A 17,046-nucleotide genomic window follows, 5' to 3' on the forward strand; every position below is an offset into this window, starting at 1 on the left:
CGCGGGTCACCCGTTGGGGCGACGGCCGGCGTTGACGACGCTAATGTGATCTGCCATGTACATGGACAAAGTGACCGAAATCCTGCACGAGGCCGCCGCCACCGCGATCCTGCCGCGCTTTCAGGCACTGGCCGCCGGCGAGATCACCGAGAAGTCCCCCGGCGAGCTGGTCACCGTGGCCGACCGGGAGGCCGAGCAGCTGATCAGCAGGCGGCTGCGCGAACTGCTGGACGCGCCCGTGGTGGGCGAGGAGGCGACGGCCGCCGACCCCGGGTTGCTGCGGGCGCTGCGCGAAGCCCCGGCTGCCTGGGTGGTCGATCCGCTGGACGGCACCGCCAACTTCGTGGAGGGCCGCCCCGAGTACGCGGTGCAGGTGGCGCTGGTGCGCGAGGGCCGCACGGTGGCCTGCTGGATCGTGCAGCCCGCACTCGGCCGGGAGTTCACCGCCGAGCTCGGCGGCGGCGCCTGGAGCTCGGGCGTGCGGCTGCACCGCGAGCCGGCGCCCGCCGAGCCCGAGCGCATCCGCGGCGCGGCGCTGACCAAGTACCTGGATCCGGTGGTCCGGGAGTACGTCGAGACCGTCCGGTCACGCTTCGCCGCGCTGGAGAGCGGCACCAAGGCGGCCGGCGTCGACTACCCGCGCCTGCTCACCGGCGAGGTGGACTTCCTGCGCTACCAGCGCACCCTCCCCTGGGACCACGCCCCGGGCGCCCTGCTCGTCACCGAGGCCGGCGCCGTGGTCCAGCGCCTCGACGGCACCGGCTACCGCCCCGACGACGACCGCACCGGCCTGCTGGTCGCGGCCGACCAGGCCTGCTGGGCCCGGGTCCTGGAGCTGATCACGCCGCCCGGGGACGCCGCCCGAGCGGTTCCCCAATAGACAGGACGGTCCCGCGCGAGCCGGCCGCGCGGTTCGGCCGGCTCGGCGATGGTCGGGCAGCCGCCGTGAACCCGACGGTGGGACGGCCCGAAGCGCCGCCCGCCCCCGCTGCCGGATGCCCCAACACCCTTGCGCACGACCGGGATACCGGCGAGTAAACAATCGATGCGCACAGCCTTCACAGGGTTCCCATAAGTCCAGGATCCTCACATAAACCTATGATTTCGAATTGATATAGTCTCCCGCCAAGAGTCCAGGGAGGACCTGGCAAAGCCCGCTTGGTGGACACCTATGACGCTTGACGGTAACCGCTCGACCGATGGTCAACCGACCGGCGGTGGCTCGGCGGAGGGCGGCCGCGCCGCTGCGCGCCGTGCTGCCCAGCAGACCTCGAAGGGCGGACGCGGCCGTCGGACCGCGGGCAACGACGGTGCCGACGGCGCGGCGGCCGGTGGCCGGGCCCGCAGCCGCAAGGCCCCGCTGACCAAGGCGGCCAGGCGCAAGCGGGCACTGAAGTACACCGCCTACGGTCTCGGCATCACCATGCTGGTCTCGGCCGGCGGCGGTTACCTCTACATCCAGGAGCTCAACTCCAACATCAAGAAGGGCGACCTGAACAACGGCGGCGCCGCGCTGGCCCCGGACTCCAAGGCCGACGCACAGGGCCGCAAGCCGCTGAACATCCTGATGCTGGGCTCCGACGGCCGCAACAACGCCCAGGACTGCCAGCTCGGTGGCGCCTGCGACGACAGCGCCCCGCACGCGGACGTGGAGATGCTGGTCCACCTCTCGGCGGACCGCAGCAACGCGTCGATCATGAGCATCCCGCGCGACACCCAGGTGAGCATCCCGGCCTGCAAGGACAAGAGCGGCAAGACGCCCATCCCCGCCCGCCACACGATCATCACCGACAGCCTCAACATCGGCGACCCCGGTTGCGTGGTGAACACCTGGGAGATGCTCACCCACATCCACATCGACCACTACATGATGGTCGACTTCGCCGGTGTGGTGAGCATGGCCGACGCCATCGGCGGTGTGAACGTGTGCGTCAAGCAGAACGTCAAGGACGACCAGCAGCAGATCCAGAACGGCGTCCTGCACGACATCGGCTCCCACCTGGTCCTCCCGGCCGGCACCCATGCCGTCAAGGGCGAGCAGGCCCTGGAGTGGCTGCGCACCCGGCACGCCTTCGGCGACGGCACCGACATCGGCCGCGCCCAGGCCCAGCACCTCTACATCAACTCGATGATCCGCCAGTTCAAGTCGGCCGGCACGCTCGCCAATCCGCTCAAGCTCAACGACCTGGCCCAGGCCGCGACCAAGGCGCTCACCGTGGACAACGGCCTCGGCAGCGTGAACGCGCTGGCCAACCTGGCGCTGGAGCTCAACAAGGTCCCCACCAACCGGATCACCACGGTCACCATGCCATGGACCTACGTCCATGACCCGAGGACCGGAAGCGACCTGGTGGAGACCACCGCGGACTCCCAGAAGCTGTTCCAGATGATCGTCAACGACGTGCCGCTCGACACGAACGCGCCGCCGTCGTCCAACAGCTCCCCGAGCCCGGCCGCGCCCTCCCAGGCCGCGCCGAGCAGCAGCGCCCCGGCCGCGCCCTCGGTGACGGTCGACAAGTCGACCATCCATGTCGACGTGCAGAACTCCAGCGGCGTCACCGGCCGTGCCAAGGCGGTCACCGACGCGCTGGTCCAGCAGGGCTTCACGCACGCCTCCGCCGACGGCACCAAGGTCGCCAACGCGCCCACCAAGCTGCTCTACCCGGCGAACAAGGCGGACTCGGCCAAGACCGTCGCCGCCGCGCTCGGCCTGCCGGACTCGGCGCTCGAGCAGGCCGGTGAGTCGGGCACCTCGGTGACCCTGCGGGTCGGCACGGACTGGAGCAGCGGCGACACCTTCGGCGCGGCGGGCGGCTCCGGTGGCGGCGCCGGCGCCCCGCAGGCGCCGGTGCCGACCGCCATGCCCACCACCGCCCAGTCGCAGAACGCGGCCGACGACGCCAACCAGTGCATGGACGTCAACCCGGCCCCGTACTCCTCCTTCAAGGACGGCCAGACGAAGTACATCTACAGCTGGGTCGGCTCGACTCCCCCCAACGTCCCCCAGCCCTGACCCGCCATCAGCCGCACCCGCAGCCCCCGGCCCCACCAGCCGGGGGCTGCCGGCCGTTCCCCCCGAGCCGCCCCGGACCTCCCCGGCCGTACCGCCCGTGCGGCCCCTGACCAGCCGGTACGGACGCCCACCTCTCGGCCGATAGAATGGCTGCATCCTCGGCGATGGCCGCCGACCGCCCCGCCCGGCCCGCGCACGAGCCGGGTGGCGCGACCTAGATGAAGGAGCTTCCCCGGATGGCTCGACACCTGATCACCAGCGCGCTTCCCTACATCAACGGGATCAAGCACCTGGGGAACATGGTCGGGTCCATGCTCCCGGCGGACGTCTACTCCCGCTACCTGCGCCAGCGCGGCCACGAGGTGCTCTACATCTGCGCCACCGACGAGCACGGCACCCCGGCGGAGCTCGCCGCCAAGGCCGCCGGCCAGTCGGTCCAGGAGTTCTGCGCCGAGCAGCACGACGCGCAGAAGGCGATCTACGACGGCTTCGCGCTCTCCTTCGACTACTTCGGCCGCTCCTCCTCGCAGCAGAACCGCGAGATCACCCAGGAGTTCGCCCGCGAGCTGAAGGCCAACGGCTTCATCGAGGAGCGCTCGATCCGCCAGGTCTACTCGATCGCCGACGGCCGGTTCCTGCCGGACCGCTACATCGAGGGCACCTGCCCGCACTGCGGCTACGACAAGGCCCGCGGCGACCAGTGCGAGAACTGCACCCGCCTGCTCGACCCGACCGACCTGATCAACCCGCGCTCGGCGGTCAGCGGCTCCACCGAGCTGGAGGTCCGCGAGACCACCCACCTCTTCCTGCTGCAGTCCAAGCTGGCCGGCGAGGTCGAGGCCTGGATCGACGAGCACGGCAAGGACTGGCCGACGCTGGCCTCCTCGATCGCCCGCAAGTGGCTGACCGAGGGCCTCAACGACCGGGCGATCACCCGTGACCTGGACTGGGGCGTGCCGGTCCCGGCCGACGTCTGGCCCGAGCTGGCCGCCCAGGGCAAGGTCTTCTACGTCTGGTTCGACGCCCCGATCGAGTACATCGGCGCCACCAAGGAGTGGTCGGACGCCGACCCGGCCAACCGGGACTGGAAGTCCTGGTGGTACGAGGCCACCGAGGTGCGCTACACCGAGTTCATGGCCAAGGACAACGTGCCGTTCCACACGGTGATGTTCCCGGCCACCCAGCTCGGCACCCGGGCGCCGTGGAAGAAGGTCGACTTCGTCAAGGCCTTCAACTGGCTGAACTACTACGGCGGCAAGTTCTCCACCAGCCAGCAGCGCGGCATCTTCACCGACGCCGCCTTGGAGCTGCTGCCTGCCGACTACTGGCGCTACTACCTGATGGCCAACGCGCCGGAGTCGGACGACACCAGCTTCAGCTGGGAGATGTTCGCCGCCACGGTCAACAAGGACCTGGCCGACACCCTGGGCAACTTCGTCAACCGGGTGCTCTCGTTCTCGCTCAAGCGGTTCGGCGACACCGTGCCGGCCGGGGACGCCCCGGGCGAGGCCGAGCGGGCGCTGGGCGCCGAGGTCGCCGGCCTGCTCGCCGAGTACCAGGGCCACCTGGACACCCTGCAGTTCCGCAAGGCCGCCCAGGCGCTGCGCGCGCTGTGGAGCGCCGGCAACGTGTACCTGGAGTCCAAGGCCCCCTGGCTGGAGATCAAGACCAACCCGGAGGGCGCCGCGCTGACCCTGCGCACGGCGATGCAGCTGATCCACCTCTACGGTGTGCTGTCGGCCCCGTTCATCCCGGCCACCGCCGCCGCGATGCGCGCGGTGTTCGCCACCGATGACGCTGCCGAGCCCACCTGGGTCGACCAGGAGCAGGCCGCCGCGCTGGACTTCGTGCCGGCCGGCACCGCGTTCACCGTCCCGCCGGTGCTCTTCGCCAAGATCACCGACGAGGACCTGGCGGCCTGGCGCGAGCGGTTCGGCGCCCAGTAGCCTCACCCGCATGCGGGTACTGGTGATCGGCGGTACGGGGTTCCTCGGCCACCACGTGGTGGCCGAGTCGGCCTCCCGGGGCCATGCGGTGTCGGTGCTCTCCCGCACACCGTCGCCGCTCGGGAGCGGGCCGCGACCCGGCCGGCTGACCGGTGACGCCGGCCGGCTCACCGAGGACGAGTGGGCCGCCCTCCTGGACGGCCACCAGGGCGTGGTGTTCGCCGCGGGCGCCGACGACCGCAGCACCCCGCGCCGGCCGGCCGCCGCCCACTTCGACGCGCACAACGTGGCGCCGGTGCGGCGGCTGCTGGCCGCCGCCCGCCGGGTCGGGGTGGAGCGCGCGGTGCTGCACGGCTCCTACTTCACCGCGTTCCACCGCCGATGGCCCGAACTGCGGTTGGCCGACCGGCATCCGTACATCGCCAGCCGGGTGGCGCAGGCGGCGCGGGCCCGGGCGGCGGCCGGACCGGGACTGCCGGTGGCGGTGCTGGAGATCCCGTTCGTCTTCGGCGCCACGCCCGGCCGGCCCCCGCTGCTGGCCCCGCTGGTCCCCTGGCTGCGTTCCGGCGCCCCGCTGCCGGTCCCGCCCGGCGGCACCGCGGTCACCACCGTGGGCACCGTGGCCCGCGCCACCGTCGACGCCTTGGAGAGCGGCTCCGGGGATGATCTTCCCATCGCCGACGGCAACCTGACGTGGCGTCAGCTGGTGCTGGAGCTGGCCGCCGCGGCCGGTCGGCCCACCGCTCCGGCGGTTCCGCGGCTGCCGCCCGCCGTGCTCGGCGCCGTCTTGCGGGCGGTCGGGATCACCCATCGACTGACCGGCCGGGAGGGTGGCTTGGCGCCCGCGCGGCTCGCCGGGCTGCTCACCCGGGAGCTCTTCCTGGAGCCGACCGGCGACGGCGACCTGACCGCGGCACTGCGCGACACGGTCCGCGCGAGCCTGGCGGGCGCGAGCCTCAGGAGAGCACCCGGCGGCGGAAGTTCCGCAGTCCGAGGCTGAGGAAGAGCACGCAGAAGGCGGTCAGCACCGGGTAGACGATGTACAGGTGCATGTGCTGGGTGTCGGTGAGCCCGGCCCGCATGCCTTCGGCGATGTAGATCAGCGGGTTGACCAGCACCAGGATCTGCAGCCAGTGGAAGCCGCCGACCTCGACGGCGGAGAGCTTGGTCCACTGGTAGTAGGTGCCGCCCAGGAAGACCAGCGGCAGCACCACGAAGCCGAACATCAGCCCGATGTTGCGCGGTTCGAAACTGGTGCCGAGCACCAGCCCGAGCGAGGTCATCGCCAGGCAGGCCAGCGGGATCAGGGTGACCACCACCCACCAGTGCACCGACAGCTCGGCGTGCACCCCGGGCGCGTGCACCACCGCGGCGATCGGGAAGACCAGCACCGCCGAGATCATGCCCTGGGCGGCCCCGGAGAGCACCCGGGAGACCGCCACCAGCCACAGCGGGCAGGGCGCCTGCACCCGGTCCTCGATCTCCCGGGTGTAGCCGAACTCCTGGGAGAGCTGGATCGCCACCGACTGGATGCCCTGGAACATGATGGTGATCGCGACCACCCCGGGCACCAGCACGGTCGCGAAGTTCGACTCCCCGGCCCGGCCGCCGCCGCTGCCCACGCCCTGCCCGATGGTCGGGAAGACGTACAGGAAGACGAAGACCAGCAGCAGCGGCTGCATCAGGGTCCGCCCGGCGAACTCGCCGAAGCTCTTGAACAGCACCCGCAGGTCGCGCTGGATCAGCGCACTCAGCGCCGCACGGGAGGCGGCCGCCACCGACCGCGCCGGGGTCACCGTGATCATCGTGTCGACGGCCATCAGTCCCGCAGTTCCTTTCCGGTCAGGCTGATGAAGACGGTCTCCAGGGTCGGCTCGGCCACCGAGAGGTCGGCCACCTGGAAGCCGCCGCCCTCGGCCGCGTTCAGCACCCGTGGCAGCAGCCGGACGCCGCTGCCCACCGTGACCTGGAGCTCCACCCCGCCGGGCAGCAGTCTGGTGCTGGTGACCCCGTCGAGCTCGCGGGCCAGCAGCCGGGCCAGCTCGGCGGGGTCCCCGGGTGCCTGCACGGTCACCACGGTGTCCGCGTCCACCGCCTGCTTGAGCGCGGTGGGGGTGTCCAGCGCCAGGATCCGGCCATGGTCGATGATCGCCACCCGGTCGCAGAGCTGGTCGGCCTCCTCCATGTTGTGGGTGGTCAGCAGGATGGTCTGGCCCTCGGCGATCAGGCCGGCGAGGATCTCCCAGAGGGCCAGCCGGCTCTGCGGGTCGAGGCCGGCCGTCGGCTCGTCCATGAAGAGCACCGCGGGGCGGTGGTAGATCGCCCGGGCCACCATCAACCGCTGGGCCATCCCGCCGGAGAGCGCCCGGACCGAGGCGTCGGCCCAGCGGGCGAGGTGGAAGCGGTCCAGCAGGTCGTCGGCGGTCCGGCGGGCCGCACGGCGCGAGTAGCCGAACAGCAGCCCGTGGAAGAACAGGTTCTCCCGCACGGTCAGCGAGCGGTCCAGGGTGTTCTGCTGCGAGACCACCGCGATCACCTGCTTGACCAGGGTGGACCGGGCGACCACGTCGATGCCGCCGATCCAGGCCTGTCCGGCGGTCGGCACCACCCGGGTGGTGAGCATGCCCACCGTGGTGGTCTTGCCGGCACCGTTGGGGCCGAGCAGGCCGAACAGCTCGCCATGGCGCACCTGGAGGTCCAGGCCGTCCACGGCCGGGACCTCGGACTTGGGATAGGTCTTGGTCAGTCCGGCCGTGCGAATCACCGCCTCGTCCACCGCAGGCACCTCCTGACCCTTCCTCCACGATGCGCCCGCCCCGGGAACACCGGCAAACCGGAGCCCGGCGCGGTGCCACGCGCCCCTCAACTGGCTGATAACGCCCCCTGGTTGAGTAGTGACAAGCCGTCTACCGTCAGTAGCCAGGCCTACCCTCGGAGGAACCGTGTCCCTCGATCCAAGCGACGCCGCACCCACCGAAGCCCTCATCCCCCTGCACTGCCGCCAGGCGGCGCGGCCCGGCCCGCCCGAGCTGACCACCCTGCTCACCGGCACCCCGGTCTACCTGGTCCGCCGCCACGCCGACGTGCGCCAGGTGCTCACCGATCCGCGCCTGGGCCGGGCCCCGCTCTACGCCGCCGACGCACCCCCGCTCACCCCGTACCCCAACCTGCTGGACGACCCGGACGGGCTGCTCAACCTGGACGGCCAGGAGCACCAGCGGCTGCGCCGCACCGTGCAGCGCGCCTTCACCCCCCGCGCCATCGCCCGCTGGCGGCCCTGGGTCGCCTCGGTGGTGGAGGACCTGGTGAGCCGGCTGAGCGACGCCGCCCGGCCGGCCGACCTGATCACCGCCTTCGCCCGCCCGCTGCCGGTCGCCGTGATCAGCCGGCTGATGGGCCTGGACACCCTGGACCTCAAGCGGCTGGCCTACTGGAGCGACCACGCGCTCTCCACCTCCGCCCACACCCCGGAGCAGGTGCGGGAGGCGATCGTCGACTTCCTCGCCTTCGGCACCGCCCTGGTGGCCAAGCGCCGCGCCGAACCCGGCGACGACCTGGTCAGCTCGCTGGTGCTGGCCGCCGACGAGGACGGCGAGGTGACGGAGCAGCAGATCGTGCGCCTGGTCATCGGGCTGGTGGTGGCCGGCCACGAGACCACCATGACCTCGCTCGGCAACGCCCTGGTCTACCTGCTCACCGACGGCCGGGACGCCTGGGAGCGGCTGGCCGGCAGCGAGGAGGAGGCCGCCGCGGCAGCCGAGCAGCTGCTGCGCAGCGTGCCGCTCGGCGAGAACGAGGTGCTGCCCGGGCTGCTGCGCCGGGCCAAGGAGGACGTGGAGATCGGCGGCGTGCTGGTCCCGGCGGGCTCCGTGGTGGCCGCGGACCACTTCGCCGCCAACCACGACCCGGAGGTCTACCCGGCCGACTGGCAGGGCGGGCTGTTCGACCCGGTGGGCACGCCGCACCTGACGTTCGGCGCCGGCCCGCACCACTGCCTGGGCGCCTGGCTGGCCCGGATGGAGCTGGAGCTGGCCCTGCACCGGCTGGCCCGCCGGCTGCCGGGGCTGCGGCTGACCGTGCCGGTCGCGGAGATCGAGTGGCGCCGGGGCCTGCTCACCCGCAGCCCGCAGACCCTGCCGGCCACGTGGTGAGCGCCGGGTTCGCCGGGCCGGGGGAGCACGGCGGTCTGACGGTGTCCGTGGACCGGACGCGCTGCGCGGGCACCGGCCTCTGCGCGGCCAGCGCCCCCGACGACCTGGCCCTCAGCGACGGCCGGGCCCGCCCGCTGCGGGAGCGCACCGACGCGCTGGACGAGGTGGTGGAGGCCGCCGAGCTCTGCCCGATGGAGGCGATCACGGTGCGCCGGGTGGCGACCGGTGAGCAGTTGGCGCCGTGACGGTCGGGTGGGAGCGGCCGGTCGAGGCCGCTCCCACCCGGCGGTCCGTCAGCGCAGGTCGTCGGATTGGCGTCCGGTCAGCACGGAGAGCGGCGCCGGCCGGCTCGCCGCCGCCCTGGGCTGACCGGCCGGCAGTGCCCTGGTCCCGCCGACCAGCGGCAGCCGCAGCTCGCAGTGGCTGAGGTCGACGGTGAGCGTCGGCTTGGTGTCCGGCGGGTCGATCAGGCCGTTGTCGGTGCCGGCCACGATCAGCGCCAGCCGGTGGCCGGCCGGCACCACGTGGTCGGCCGCCGACAGGTGCACGGTCATCCGGTACGGCGCACCGGGGGTGAGCGGCTGTCCCTGGTCGAGCGAGGCGTGGTGCCCGAGGTCGATCCAGCCGCGGCTGAAGACGGTGGCGCCGACCTGCGAGGTGTCGGCGGCGGTGTCCAGGAAGCAGCCGGTGTCGCCCGGGGTTCCCTCGCCCCAGCAGGACCGGCTGGTCAGCGTGGTGATCCCCTCGCCCGAGCCCAGGTAGTCGCGGATCACGGCCGGCCCGACGTCCACCAGCACCGCGCTCAGGTGGGCGCTGGTGGTGCTGGAGCTCACCGTGAGGGTCAGGTCGCCGCTGCCGGACAGCCGCACGTCGTGGTCGAGCACTCCGGTGCTGAAGACGGTCTTGTCGGGGGTGTCGCGGTCGACGTCGGCGGCCCAGGCGTTCTCGTCGCGGCTCGGGTCGTCGGTGAAACCGACCGTCCCAGCGTTGGACGAACTGCCGCCCAGCACACCGGGGTTCAGGTGCACGGTGGTCAACCGGGTGCCGGGCGCGGGCCACTTGGCGTCGGTGGACCACTGGTCGGGGGCACGCTCGACGTCCGCCATCGGCTCGCGGTCGATGCCGTTGTCCACGCCCATCAGGTAGTGGTCGAACCAGCGGTGCAGGGTGTCCACCCAGGCCGAGCGCCGGTAGTCGAACGGGTCGACGTGTCCGGTCTGGGAGAGCCAGATCTTGCGCGGCACCCCGCGGGCTGCCAGTGCGTCCCACCACTGCCCGAACTGCACGGTCCGGACATTGAGGTCCTGCAGGCCGTGCACCACGAAGACGCTGGCCTTCACCTTGTCCGCGCCGGCCACGTAGTCACGCTGCTGCCAGAACGGGGTCCAGTCGCCGCTGTAGGGCGCGCCGGCGGCCAACTGGGCTTGTGTGGTGGCGCAGTTGGCGGTGGTGGCCGGGTCCTCGACGTAACTCGCCAGGTCTGCGGGGGTGCCCGGGTAGAGCGGTGCGCCCTGCGAGCGGTAGTAGTCGTACCAGGAGCTGATCGCGGAGATCGGCACGATGGTCTTCAGGCCGTCGACGCCGGTGGCGGCCACGCCGTTGGCGATGGTGCCGTCCCACGACTTGCCGATCATCCCGACCGAGCCGTTCGCCCAGGAGGCCTTGACCTCGGTGCCGCCGGTGCGTGAACTGTGTGCGACGGCACGGCCGCCCAGCCAGTCGATGACCGACTTGGCGCCGGCCACCTCGAGCGGCCCGCCGACGTCCTCGCAGCCGTCGGACCGGTTGGTGCCGGCCAGGTCGACCAGCACCACCGCATAGCCGCGCGGCACGAAGTAGTTGTCGTAGTAGAGCGGGAACTGCACCGGCTCGCCGTTGGCGTCGTAGGTCTTGACCTGGCTCTCGTTGCCGCGCCCGCAGCAGGAGTAGTAGGGGCTGGCGTCCATGATCACTGGTATTCGGCGGCCGTGGGCGGCCGGCTCCCGGGGGCGGATGATGTCGGCGGCGACCCGGACGGGTGTGCCGTCGACCTGGGTCCCGGTGTCGACCCAGACGCTCTCCCGGACGGCGTCGGCGTAGGAGTAGACGGGCTGGCTGGCCCCGTTCTGCACGGAGCCCGCCCAGGCGGTGCCGACCGGGCCGAGCAGCGCGGCGGCGAAAGCGAACAGCAGGGTGGCGATGATCGCCATCGAGGATGACCGGTGATGTCTCACGCCCGGGGACCGTACCCAGGGCCCTCCCTGTTGACCCGTCAGCCCTGGCGGTTCGTCAGGTCCGCCGGACCGGACCCGGACACGGCTGCGGCCCGGTCCTGGGACCGGGCCGCGCGCCGGTTCGGGTCACCGGCGGTCACAGCGGATAGCTGGGCACCTTCCCGAGTTCGTCGATCTCGGTGTGGGCCTTGTCCAGCAGCTGCTTCGCCAGCTCCTGCAGCGCTCTGGCCGCCGCGACCTCCTCACCGACCCGCAACTGCTCCGGGTCGGAGGGGTGCCGGCTGGTGTCGCCGCGCGCCCGCAGCTCCCGTCCGTCCGGCAGCCTGAGCAGGACCGCCGCCGCGGTGTGCGGGGCCTCCTCCATGAACTCCACCTCGATGTGCCATCCGACCAGCGTCTTCGTCATCGCCGTCACCTCCACTGGTACCTCTCCAGGATGCACCCGCCGGGCCGGCCGCGCTCACGGAAGGTGACGGACAGTACGCCCGGATGGGCGCAGCGTCACACGTTCGTACGCCATGTAGTGGCAGCCCTCCGCTCGGCGGCTGACGGTGGAGCAGAGCCTGCGGATGTCCCCCGGCCGACCGACTGTCGGCCCGTCCGCGTGCGCGCTGGAAAGGGAAATCAACACATGCGTCGTGTACAGCACCTCGCCCTCGCCGGCCTCACCGCTGCCGCGCTGAGCCTGGCCCCGGCTGCCATCGCCTTCGCCGACACCACGCCCGGCGGCGCCGGCGTCGAGCACCCGACCCCGGGGGCCCTGGTCTCGGGTGCCCCGAGCTCGGGCGCCCTGGCCTCGGAGGCCCCCAGCGCCGGGGCCCTGGTCTCGGGCGCCCCGAGCACGGGCGCCCTGGCCTCGGAGGCCCCGAGCGCCGGGGCCCTGGTCTCGGAGGCGCCGAGCGCCGGGGCCCTGGTCTCGGGCGCCCCGAGCGCCGGGGCCCTGGTCTCGGGCGCTCCGAGCTCGGGTGCCCTGGTCTCGGGCGCCCCGAGCACCGGGTTCACGACGACCGACAACACGAAGGTCGACGACCAGAAGCTCATGGACCAGAAGCTCACCGGCCAGAAGCTGGACGACCAGAAGGTCACCAACCAGAAGCTGGACGACCAGCGGATCACCGACCAGAAGCTGGACGACCAGCGCTACGGCAACCAGGAGCGCCCGCACGGCGGTGTGCACACCGGTGGTGGCTTCGGCGCGCTGGCGGATGACCACAGCCTGGCGACCGGCGCCGCGCTGCTGACCGGCGGCCTGGCCGTCGGCGCCCTCGCGCTGCGCCGCCGCAAGTCGGCGGGCGCCCAGTAGCAAACCCGCAATGTGGTCCGACCGGCCCTCTCCCCCGGTCGGACCACCCGCCCCGCGCGCCGGCCCGACCCGTCCCCCTCGGGCCCGGCGCGCGGCGGCGCTCCCGCTCACCGCGCCCGCACCTCGCCCGCCCGCCCGACGCCAAGAAAGGTCCGGCCATGCGCTCACTGGTTCCGCCCGACGGCGACCCCGCTCCGTTCAACGACAGGCTGAGCCGTCGGCGCCGGAACGCGCTGTTCGCCGCCCTGCTGTCCTGCCTGCTCGGCCTGCTGATGATCCACCGCTCGGCGGACCCGCGCCCGGCCCTGCCACCGCTGCCGCAGGCCGCCGCGCAGGCCGCCGGCAGCCCGAGCGCCTCGGCCACGGACCGGCGGACCAGCCCGGCGATCGTGGTGCCGGACGCCAAGCCGGTCCGGCTGTCCATCCCGGTGATCGGCGTCAACGCCCCGTTCACCGGTCTCGACCTGGGCCCGGACGGGGTGCTCAACGCCCCACCGCCGGACGACACCAACCTGGTCGGCTGGTACCAGGGCGGCACGGTGCCGGGCAACAAGGGCCCGGCGATCGTGCTCGGCCATGTCGACACCAAGACCGCGCCCGCCGTCTTCTGGGGCCTGAGCAGCCTCACCCGCGGCAACACCGTGGACATCGACAGGGACGACAAGGTGACCGCCACCTTCACGGTGGACAGCGTGGAGGTGTTCCCCAAGGACGCCTTCCCGGACGACCGGGTCTACGGCAAGACCGCCGACGCCGAGCTGCGCCTGATCACCTGCGGCGGCGCCTACGACCGGCAGCACGGCGACTACACCGCCAACGTGGTGGTGTTCGCCCACCTGACCGGCCTGCGCGAGACCTGAGAGTCCCCGGCAGTTCGCCGAACCGGCCCCGCCGACCGGGGAACCGGCGCATCATCGGTCCATAGCCGTCCGCCCGCTCCTGGAGGCCGTGCGATGACCGCCCCCGTGTCCGTGCCCGACTGGTTCGCCGAGGCCGTGCTCTACCAGATCTATCCGCAGTCCTTCGCCGACTCCGACGGAGACGGGATCGGCGACCTGCCCGGCCTGACCGCCCGGCTCGACCACCTCGCCGACCTCGGGATCACCGCGGTCTGGCTGAGCCCGTGCTTCGCCTCCGAGTTCGGCGACGCGGGCTACGACGTGACCGACTACCTGACCGTCGATCCGCGCTACGGCAGCAACGCCGACCTGGCGGCCCTGGTGGCGGCCGCCCGGGAGCGCGGCATCCGGGTGCTGCTCGACCTGGTGGCCGGCCACACCTCGCACCGCCACCCGTGGTTCCAGCGGGCCGCCCACGACCCGGCGGACGACCGCTACATCTGGTCGGACCGGGTCACCGCCCCGGTGCGCTCCTGGATCCCCAACCAGGGCCTCCGGGGCGGCTTCTACCTGGCGAACTTCTACCCGATCCAGCCCGCGCTCAACTTCGGCCACGCCCGCCCCGACCCGGCCGAGCCCTGGCGCAGCCCGGTGGACGCCCCGGGGCCGCGGGCCAACCGGGCGGCACTGCGGGAGGTCATGGCGCACTGGTTCGAGCTCGGCGTGGCCGGCTTCCGGGTCGACATGGCCTCGTCCCTGGTCAAGGACGACCCGGCGCACGTGGAGACCGCCCGGCTCTGGCGCGAGCTGCGCGACTGGTTGGACGGGCACTACCCCGACCGGGTACTGATCGCCGAGTGGGGCGATCCGGCCCGGTCCGTCCCGGCCGGCTTCCACGCGGACTTCTTCCTGCACTTCACCGGCCGCGGCCTGCGCTCGCTGTGGGACAACGGCACGGGCAGTCAAGGCAGTTGGGCGGACGGCCGGCCCTGCTACTTCGATCCGGCGGGCGGCGGCTCGATGGCCGAGTTCCTGGCCGCCTGGCAGCAGGCCGACCAGGCCATCGACGGGCGCGGCCTGGTCGCGCTGCCCACGGCCAACCACGACTTCTCCCGGTTGGTCTGCGGCCCGCGCACCCGGGAGCAGGTCGGCTGCGCGTTCGCCTTCGTGCTCAGCTGGCCCAGCCTGCCGGTGATCTACTACGGCGACGAGATCGGCATGCGCTACGTGCCAGGACTGCCGGAGAAGGAGGGCAGCCAGTGCGGCACCGAGGCCCGGCAGGGCTCGCGCACCCCGATGCAGTGGGACGCCGCGCCGAACGCCGGGTTCTCCAGCGCCGATCCGGCCGCGCTCTACCTGCCGGTCGACCCGGACCCGGCCCGGCCCGACGCCGCCGCCCAGCGCACCGATCCCGACTCGTTGCTCCAGCAGGTCCGCCGGCTGATCCGGCTGCGCCGCGACACGCCCGAGCTGGGCACCGGCGGCAGCGTGACGGTGCTGCACGAGGGCTATCCGTTCGTCTACCGGCGCGGGCGCCATCACCTGGTCGTGGTCAATCCGCGCCGGGAGCCGGTGGAGCTGGTGCCGGCCGAGGCGGTGGGCCCGGCCACCGGGCTGGTGGTGCGCGGCGCGGCAGTGACGGACGGCCTGATCAGGGCGGACGGCTTCGGCTACGGCGTCTTCCGGATCGAGTCCGACGGCGACCTCGAGGGCACCGGGAACTGACCGGCCGCCAGTGTTCGGATCGCTGTCCGATTCCGACGTATTTATGCTGGTTGCCGATGACAGTCGACCGCCGCAGGATCCTGCGCACCACCGCCCGACTGGCCGCCCTGACCGCGGCCGGCGAGCTGCTGACCGGCTGCGGCCAGGAGGCCGCCACCGGCGCCGGCGGGCCGCACGGTGGCGGGTCGCGGGCGGGCCACGGCTCGCCGCTCGATCCGAACCGGATGCCGCACGCGACGTCCGATCCGTCACCGCCGGGCGCCGCCTCGCCGATCGCCACCGACCTGCCCGACCTCTCCCCGGGCACCCCGCAGGAGGTGGTCTCGGGGCCGCGCGACCGCCAGCAGGTGGCGCTCACCTTCCACGGCCAGGGTGACCCGGCGCTGGCCACGGCACTGCTGTCGGCCGCCGAGCAGCGCGGCGCGCGGCTGACCGTGCTGGTGGTCGGCAGCTGGCTGGACGCGCAGCCGCAGCTGGCCCGGCGCATCCTGGACGGCGGCCATGAGCTGGGCAACCACACCCAGAACCACCTGGACCTGGCCACCCTCGGTCCGGACCAGGTGTACGCCGAGATCAGCGGCTGCGCGGACCGGCTGAAGGCGCTCACCGGCTCGATCGGCCGCTGGTTCCGCCCCTCCGCCGCCCAGTTCGCCACCCCGCTGGTCAAGAAGCAGGCCAAGAAGGCGGGTTACGACCACTGCCTCTCCTACGACCTGGACCCGATGGACTACGCGGACCCGGGTGCGGAGGCGGTGCAGCGGCGGATCCTGAACGGGATCAAGCCGGGCTCGGTGGTGGCGCTGCACATGGGGCACAAGGGCACGGTGGACGCGCTGCCCGCGGTGCTGGACGAACTGCGCCAGCGCGGCCTGAGCGCGGTGACGGCCAGCCAGCTGTGCAGCTGACCGGCCGCCGGCCGGACTGGGGAGCGGCTGTCAGAGGGTGCGGCCGAAGTGCGCCGCCGCCAGGTCGAGGGCGGCGGTCACGGTCGGCTCGTTGTCGTAGAAGTCGAACTGGCCACCGGTCAGCCAGTGCAGCTCGTTCGGTGCGGTCAGGGCGGCGTGGAAGCGGTCCACGCCCTCCGGGATCGCGGCCTCGCGGCTGTGCACCAGCACGGTGGGGACGGCCACCTCGGGGGCCACCGCGATCGGGTCGAAGGTCAGCCAGTCCGCCCAGCCCATGACGGCGAACCGGTTGGGCCACTGCGGAACGGCTCCCCGGCTGCTGTCCAGGTAGTAGTCGAAGCTGCCGTACATGGGCGACCGCTCGTCGTCCGTGCTGGCGGTCGGCACGTAGTCCACCTCGCCGGTCTCGCGGTACTTCCGGGCCGCCGCCTCGCCGCGTGCGATCAGCCCGTCGACCACGTCCGAGCCGCCGTAGAGGCCCGCCAGCACCTCGGCGTCGTGCAGCCAGGGCGCGATCATGGCCAGCGAGCGGAAGCCGGCGCCGCGCGCGGCGGCCACCGCGGTGTAGCCGGCGCCCGCGCAGACGCCCAGCCCGCCGATCCGGTCGGCGTCCACGCCGGGCAGCGAGCGCAGGTGGTCGGCGGCGACGGCGATCTCCGCGACCTTGCCGGCCGGGTTCTCCCAGTCGCGCGGCGTGCCGTCGGACTCGCCGGAGCCGGAGAAGTCGAAGGCCAGTGCGGTGTAGCCGGCGGCAGCCAGCCCCGCGGCGTAGCGGGCGGCCATCTGCTCCTTGACCGAGGTCCAGGTGCCGGTGACGACGACGGCCGGTGCGGGCCCGGCGGCGGCCGAGGTCGGACGGTAGAGGTTGCCCACGAGCTTGGTACCACCACTGGTGAAGGTGACCTTCTCAGGGCGGACGAGGCTGGACACGTTTGTCTCCCTCCGGAGAGT

At 72.7% G+C, this 17,046-nt stretch carries 15 protein-coding genes; 10 read left to right on the top strand and 5 right to left on the bottom strand.

Features of this window, described 5'->3' with window-relative positions; genetic code table 11:
- Positions 1–61: 61 nt before the first annotated feature.
- The 4 genes from LN042_RS09985 (at position 62) to LN042_RS10000 (ending at position 5,959) form a co-directional block, all read left to right on the top strand.
- On the top strand, positions 62–880 hold the full coding sequence (locus tag LN042_RS09985; protein WP_230050792.1) for an inositol monophosphatase family protein: 819 nt from the start codon (positions 62–64) through the stop codon (positions 878–880).
- Between the two features lie 291 nt (positions 881–1,171).
- A complete protein-coding gene (locus LN042_RS09990) occupies positions 1,172–3,013 on the top strand; it encodes an LCP family protein (RefSeq protein ID WP_230050565.1) in 1,842 nt (613 codons plus the stop codon).
- 236 nt (positions 3,014–3,249) lie between these two features.
- On the top strand, positions 3,250–4,959 hold the full coding sequence (metG, locus tag LN042_RS09995) for a methionine--tRNA ligase (RefSeq protein ID WP_230050567.1): 1,710 nt from the start codon (positions 3,250–3,252) through the stop codon (positions 4,957–4,959).
- 10 nt (positions 4,960–4,969) lie between these two features.
- Complete coding sequence (locus LN042_RS10000; protein ID WP_230050569.1) at positions 4,970–5,959, top strand: NAD-dependent epimerase/dehydratase family protein; 990 nt, start codon at positions 4,970–4,972, stop codon at positions 5,957–5,959.
- On the opposite strand, the gene LN042_RS10005 is transcribed toward LN042_RS10000, so the two are convergent.
- Entirely contained in the window at positions 5,916–6,779 is an 864-nt protein-coding gene (locus LN042_RS10005) for an ABC transporter permease (RefSeq protein ID WP_230050572.1), read from the bottom strand. The genes LN042_RS10000 and LN042_RS10005 overlap by 44 nt on opposite strands.
- Positions 6,779–7,744, bottom strand: a complete 966-nt coding sequence (locus tag LN042_RS10010) for an ATP-binding cassette domain-containing protein (protein WP_230050574.1) — start codon at positions 7,742–7,744, stop codon at positions 6,779–6,781. Before LN042_RS10010 ends, LN042_RS10005 begins: the two co-directional genes overlap by 1 nt.
- Before the next feature lie 157 nt (positions 7,745–7,901).
- On the opposite strand from LN042_RS10010, the gene LN042_RS10015 reads away from it, so the two are divergent.
- Complete coding sequence (locus tag LN042_RS10015) at positions 7,902–9,110, top strand: cytochrome P450 (RefSeq protein ID WP_230050576.1); 1,209 nt, start codon at positions 7,902–7,904, stop codon at positions 9,108–9,110.
- Positions 9,104–9,355: a ferredoxin gene (locus LN042_RS10020; protein WP_230050578.1), complete on the top strand. Its 252-nt coding sequence runs from the start codon at positions 9,104–9,106 to the stop codon at positions 9,353–9,355. Before LN042_RS10015 ends, LN042_RS10020 begins: the two co-directional genes overlap by 7 nt.
- A gap of 48 nt (positions 9,356–9,403) precedes the next feature.
- Here LN042_RS10020 and LN042_RS10025 read toward each other — a convergent pair whose 3' ends face one another.
- Entirely contained in the window at positions 9,404–11,299 is a 1,896-nt protein-coding gene (locus tag LN042_RS10025; RefSeq protein ID WP_230050793.1) for a Xaa-Pro dipeptidyl-peptidase, read from the bottom strand.
- A 160-nt stretch (positions 11,300–11,459) separates the two neighbouring features.
- Positions 11,460–11,729, bottom strand: a complete 270-nt coding sequence (locus tag LN042_RS10030; protein ID WP_230050580.1) for a DUF1876 domain-containing protein — start codon at positions 11,727–11,729, stop codon at positions 11,460–11,462.
- Positions 11,730–11,954: 225 nt separating this feature from the next.
- Between LN042_RS10030 and LN042_RS10035 the strand changes: the two genes are divergently transcribed.
- From LN042_RS10035 to LN042_RS10050, 4 genes are all read left to right on the top strand, one after another.
- Positions 11,955–12,626, top strand: coding sequence for a hypothetical protein (locus LN042_RS10035; RefSeq protein WP_230050582.1), 672 nt, complete (start codon positions 11,955–11,957; stop codon positions 12,624–12,626).
- A gap of 158 nt (positions 12,627–12,784) precedes the next feature.
- Positions 12,785–13,486, top strand: coding sequence for a class F sortase (locus LN042_RS10040; protein WP_230050584.1), 702 nt, complete (start codon positions 12,785–12,787; stop codon positions 13,484–13,486).
- 93 nt (positions 13,487–13,579) lie between these two features.
- Positions 13,580–15,190 carry an alpha-amylase family glycosyl hydrolase gene (locus LN042_RS10045; RefSeq protein ID WP_230050586.1) on the top strand — a complete coding sequence of 537 codons (1,611 nt, stop codon included), beginning with the start codon at positions 13,580–13,582 and terminating at the stop codon, positions 15,188–15,190.
- A 56-nt stretch (positions 15,191–15,246) separates the two neighbouring features.
- Positions 15,247–16,095, top strand: coding sequence for a polysaccharide deacetylase family protein (locus LN042_RS10050; RefSeq protein WP_230050588.1), 849 nt, complete (start codon positions 15,247–15,249; stop codon positions 16,093–16,095).
- Positions 16,096–16,125: 30 nt separating this feature from the next.
- Here the strand turns inward: LN042_RS10050 and LN042_RS10055 are convergent, their stop codons facing one another.
- Positions 16,126–17,025, bottom strand: coding sequence for an alpha/beta hydrolase (locus LN042_RS10055; protein ID WP_230050598.1), 900 nt, complete (start codon positions 17,023–17,025; stop codon positions 16,126–16,128).
- Between the last annotated feature and the right edge of the window lie 21 nt (positions 17,026–17,046).

The sequence above is a fragment of the Kitasatospora humi genome (assembly GCF_020907985.1).
GTDB classification, from domain to species: Bacteria; Actinomycetota; Actinomycetes; order Streptomycetales; family Streptomycetaceae; genus Kitasatospora; species Kitasatospora humi.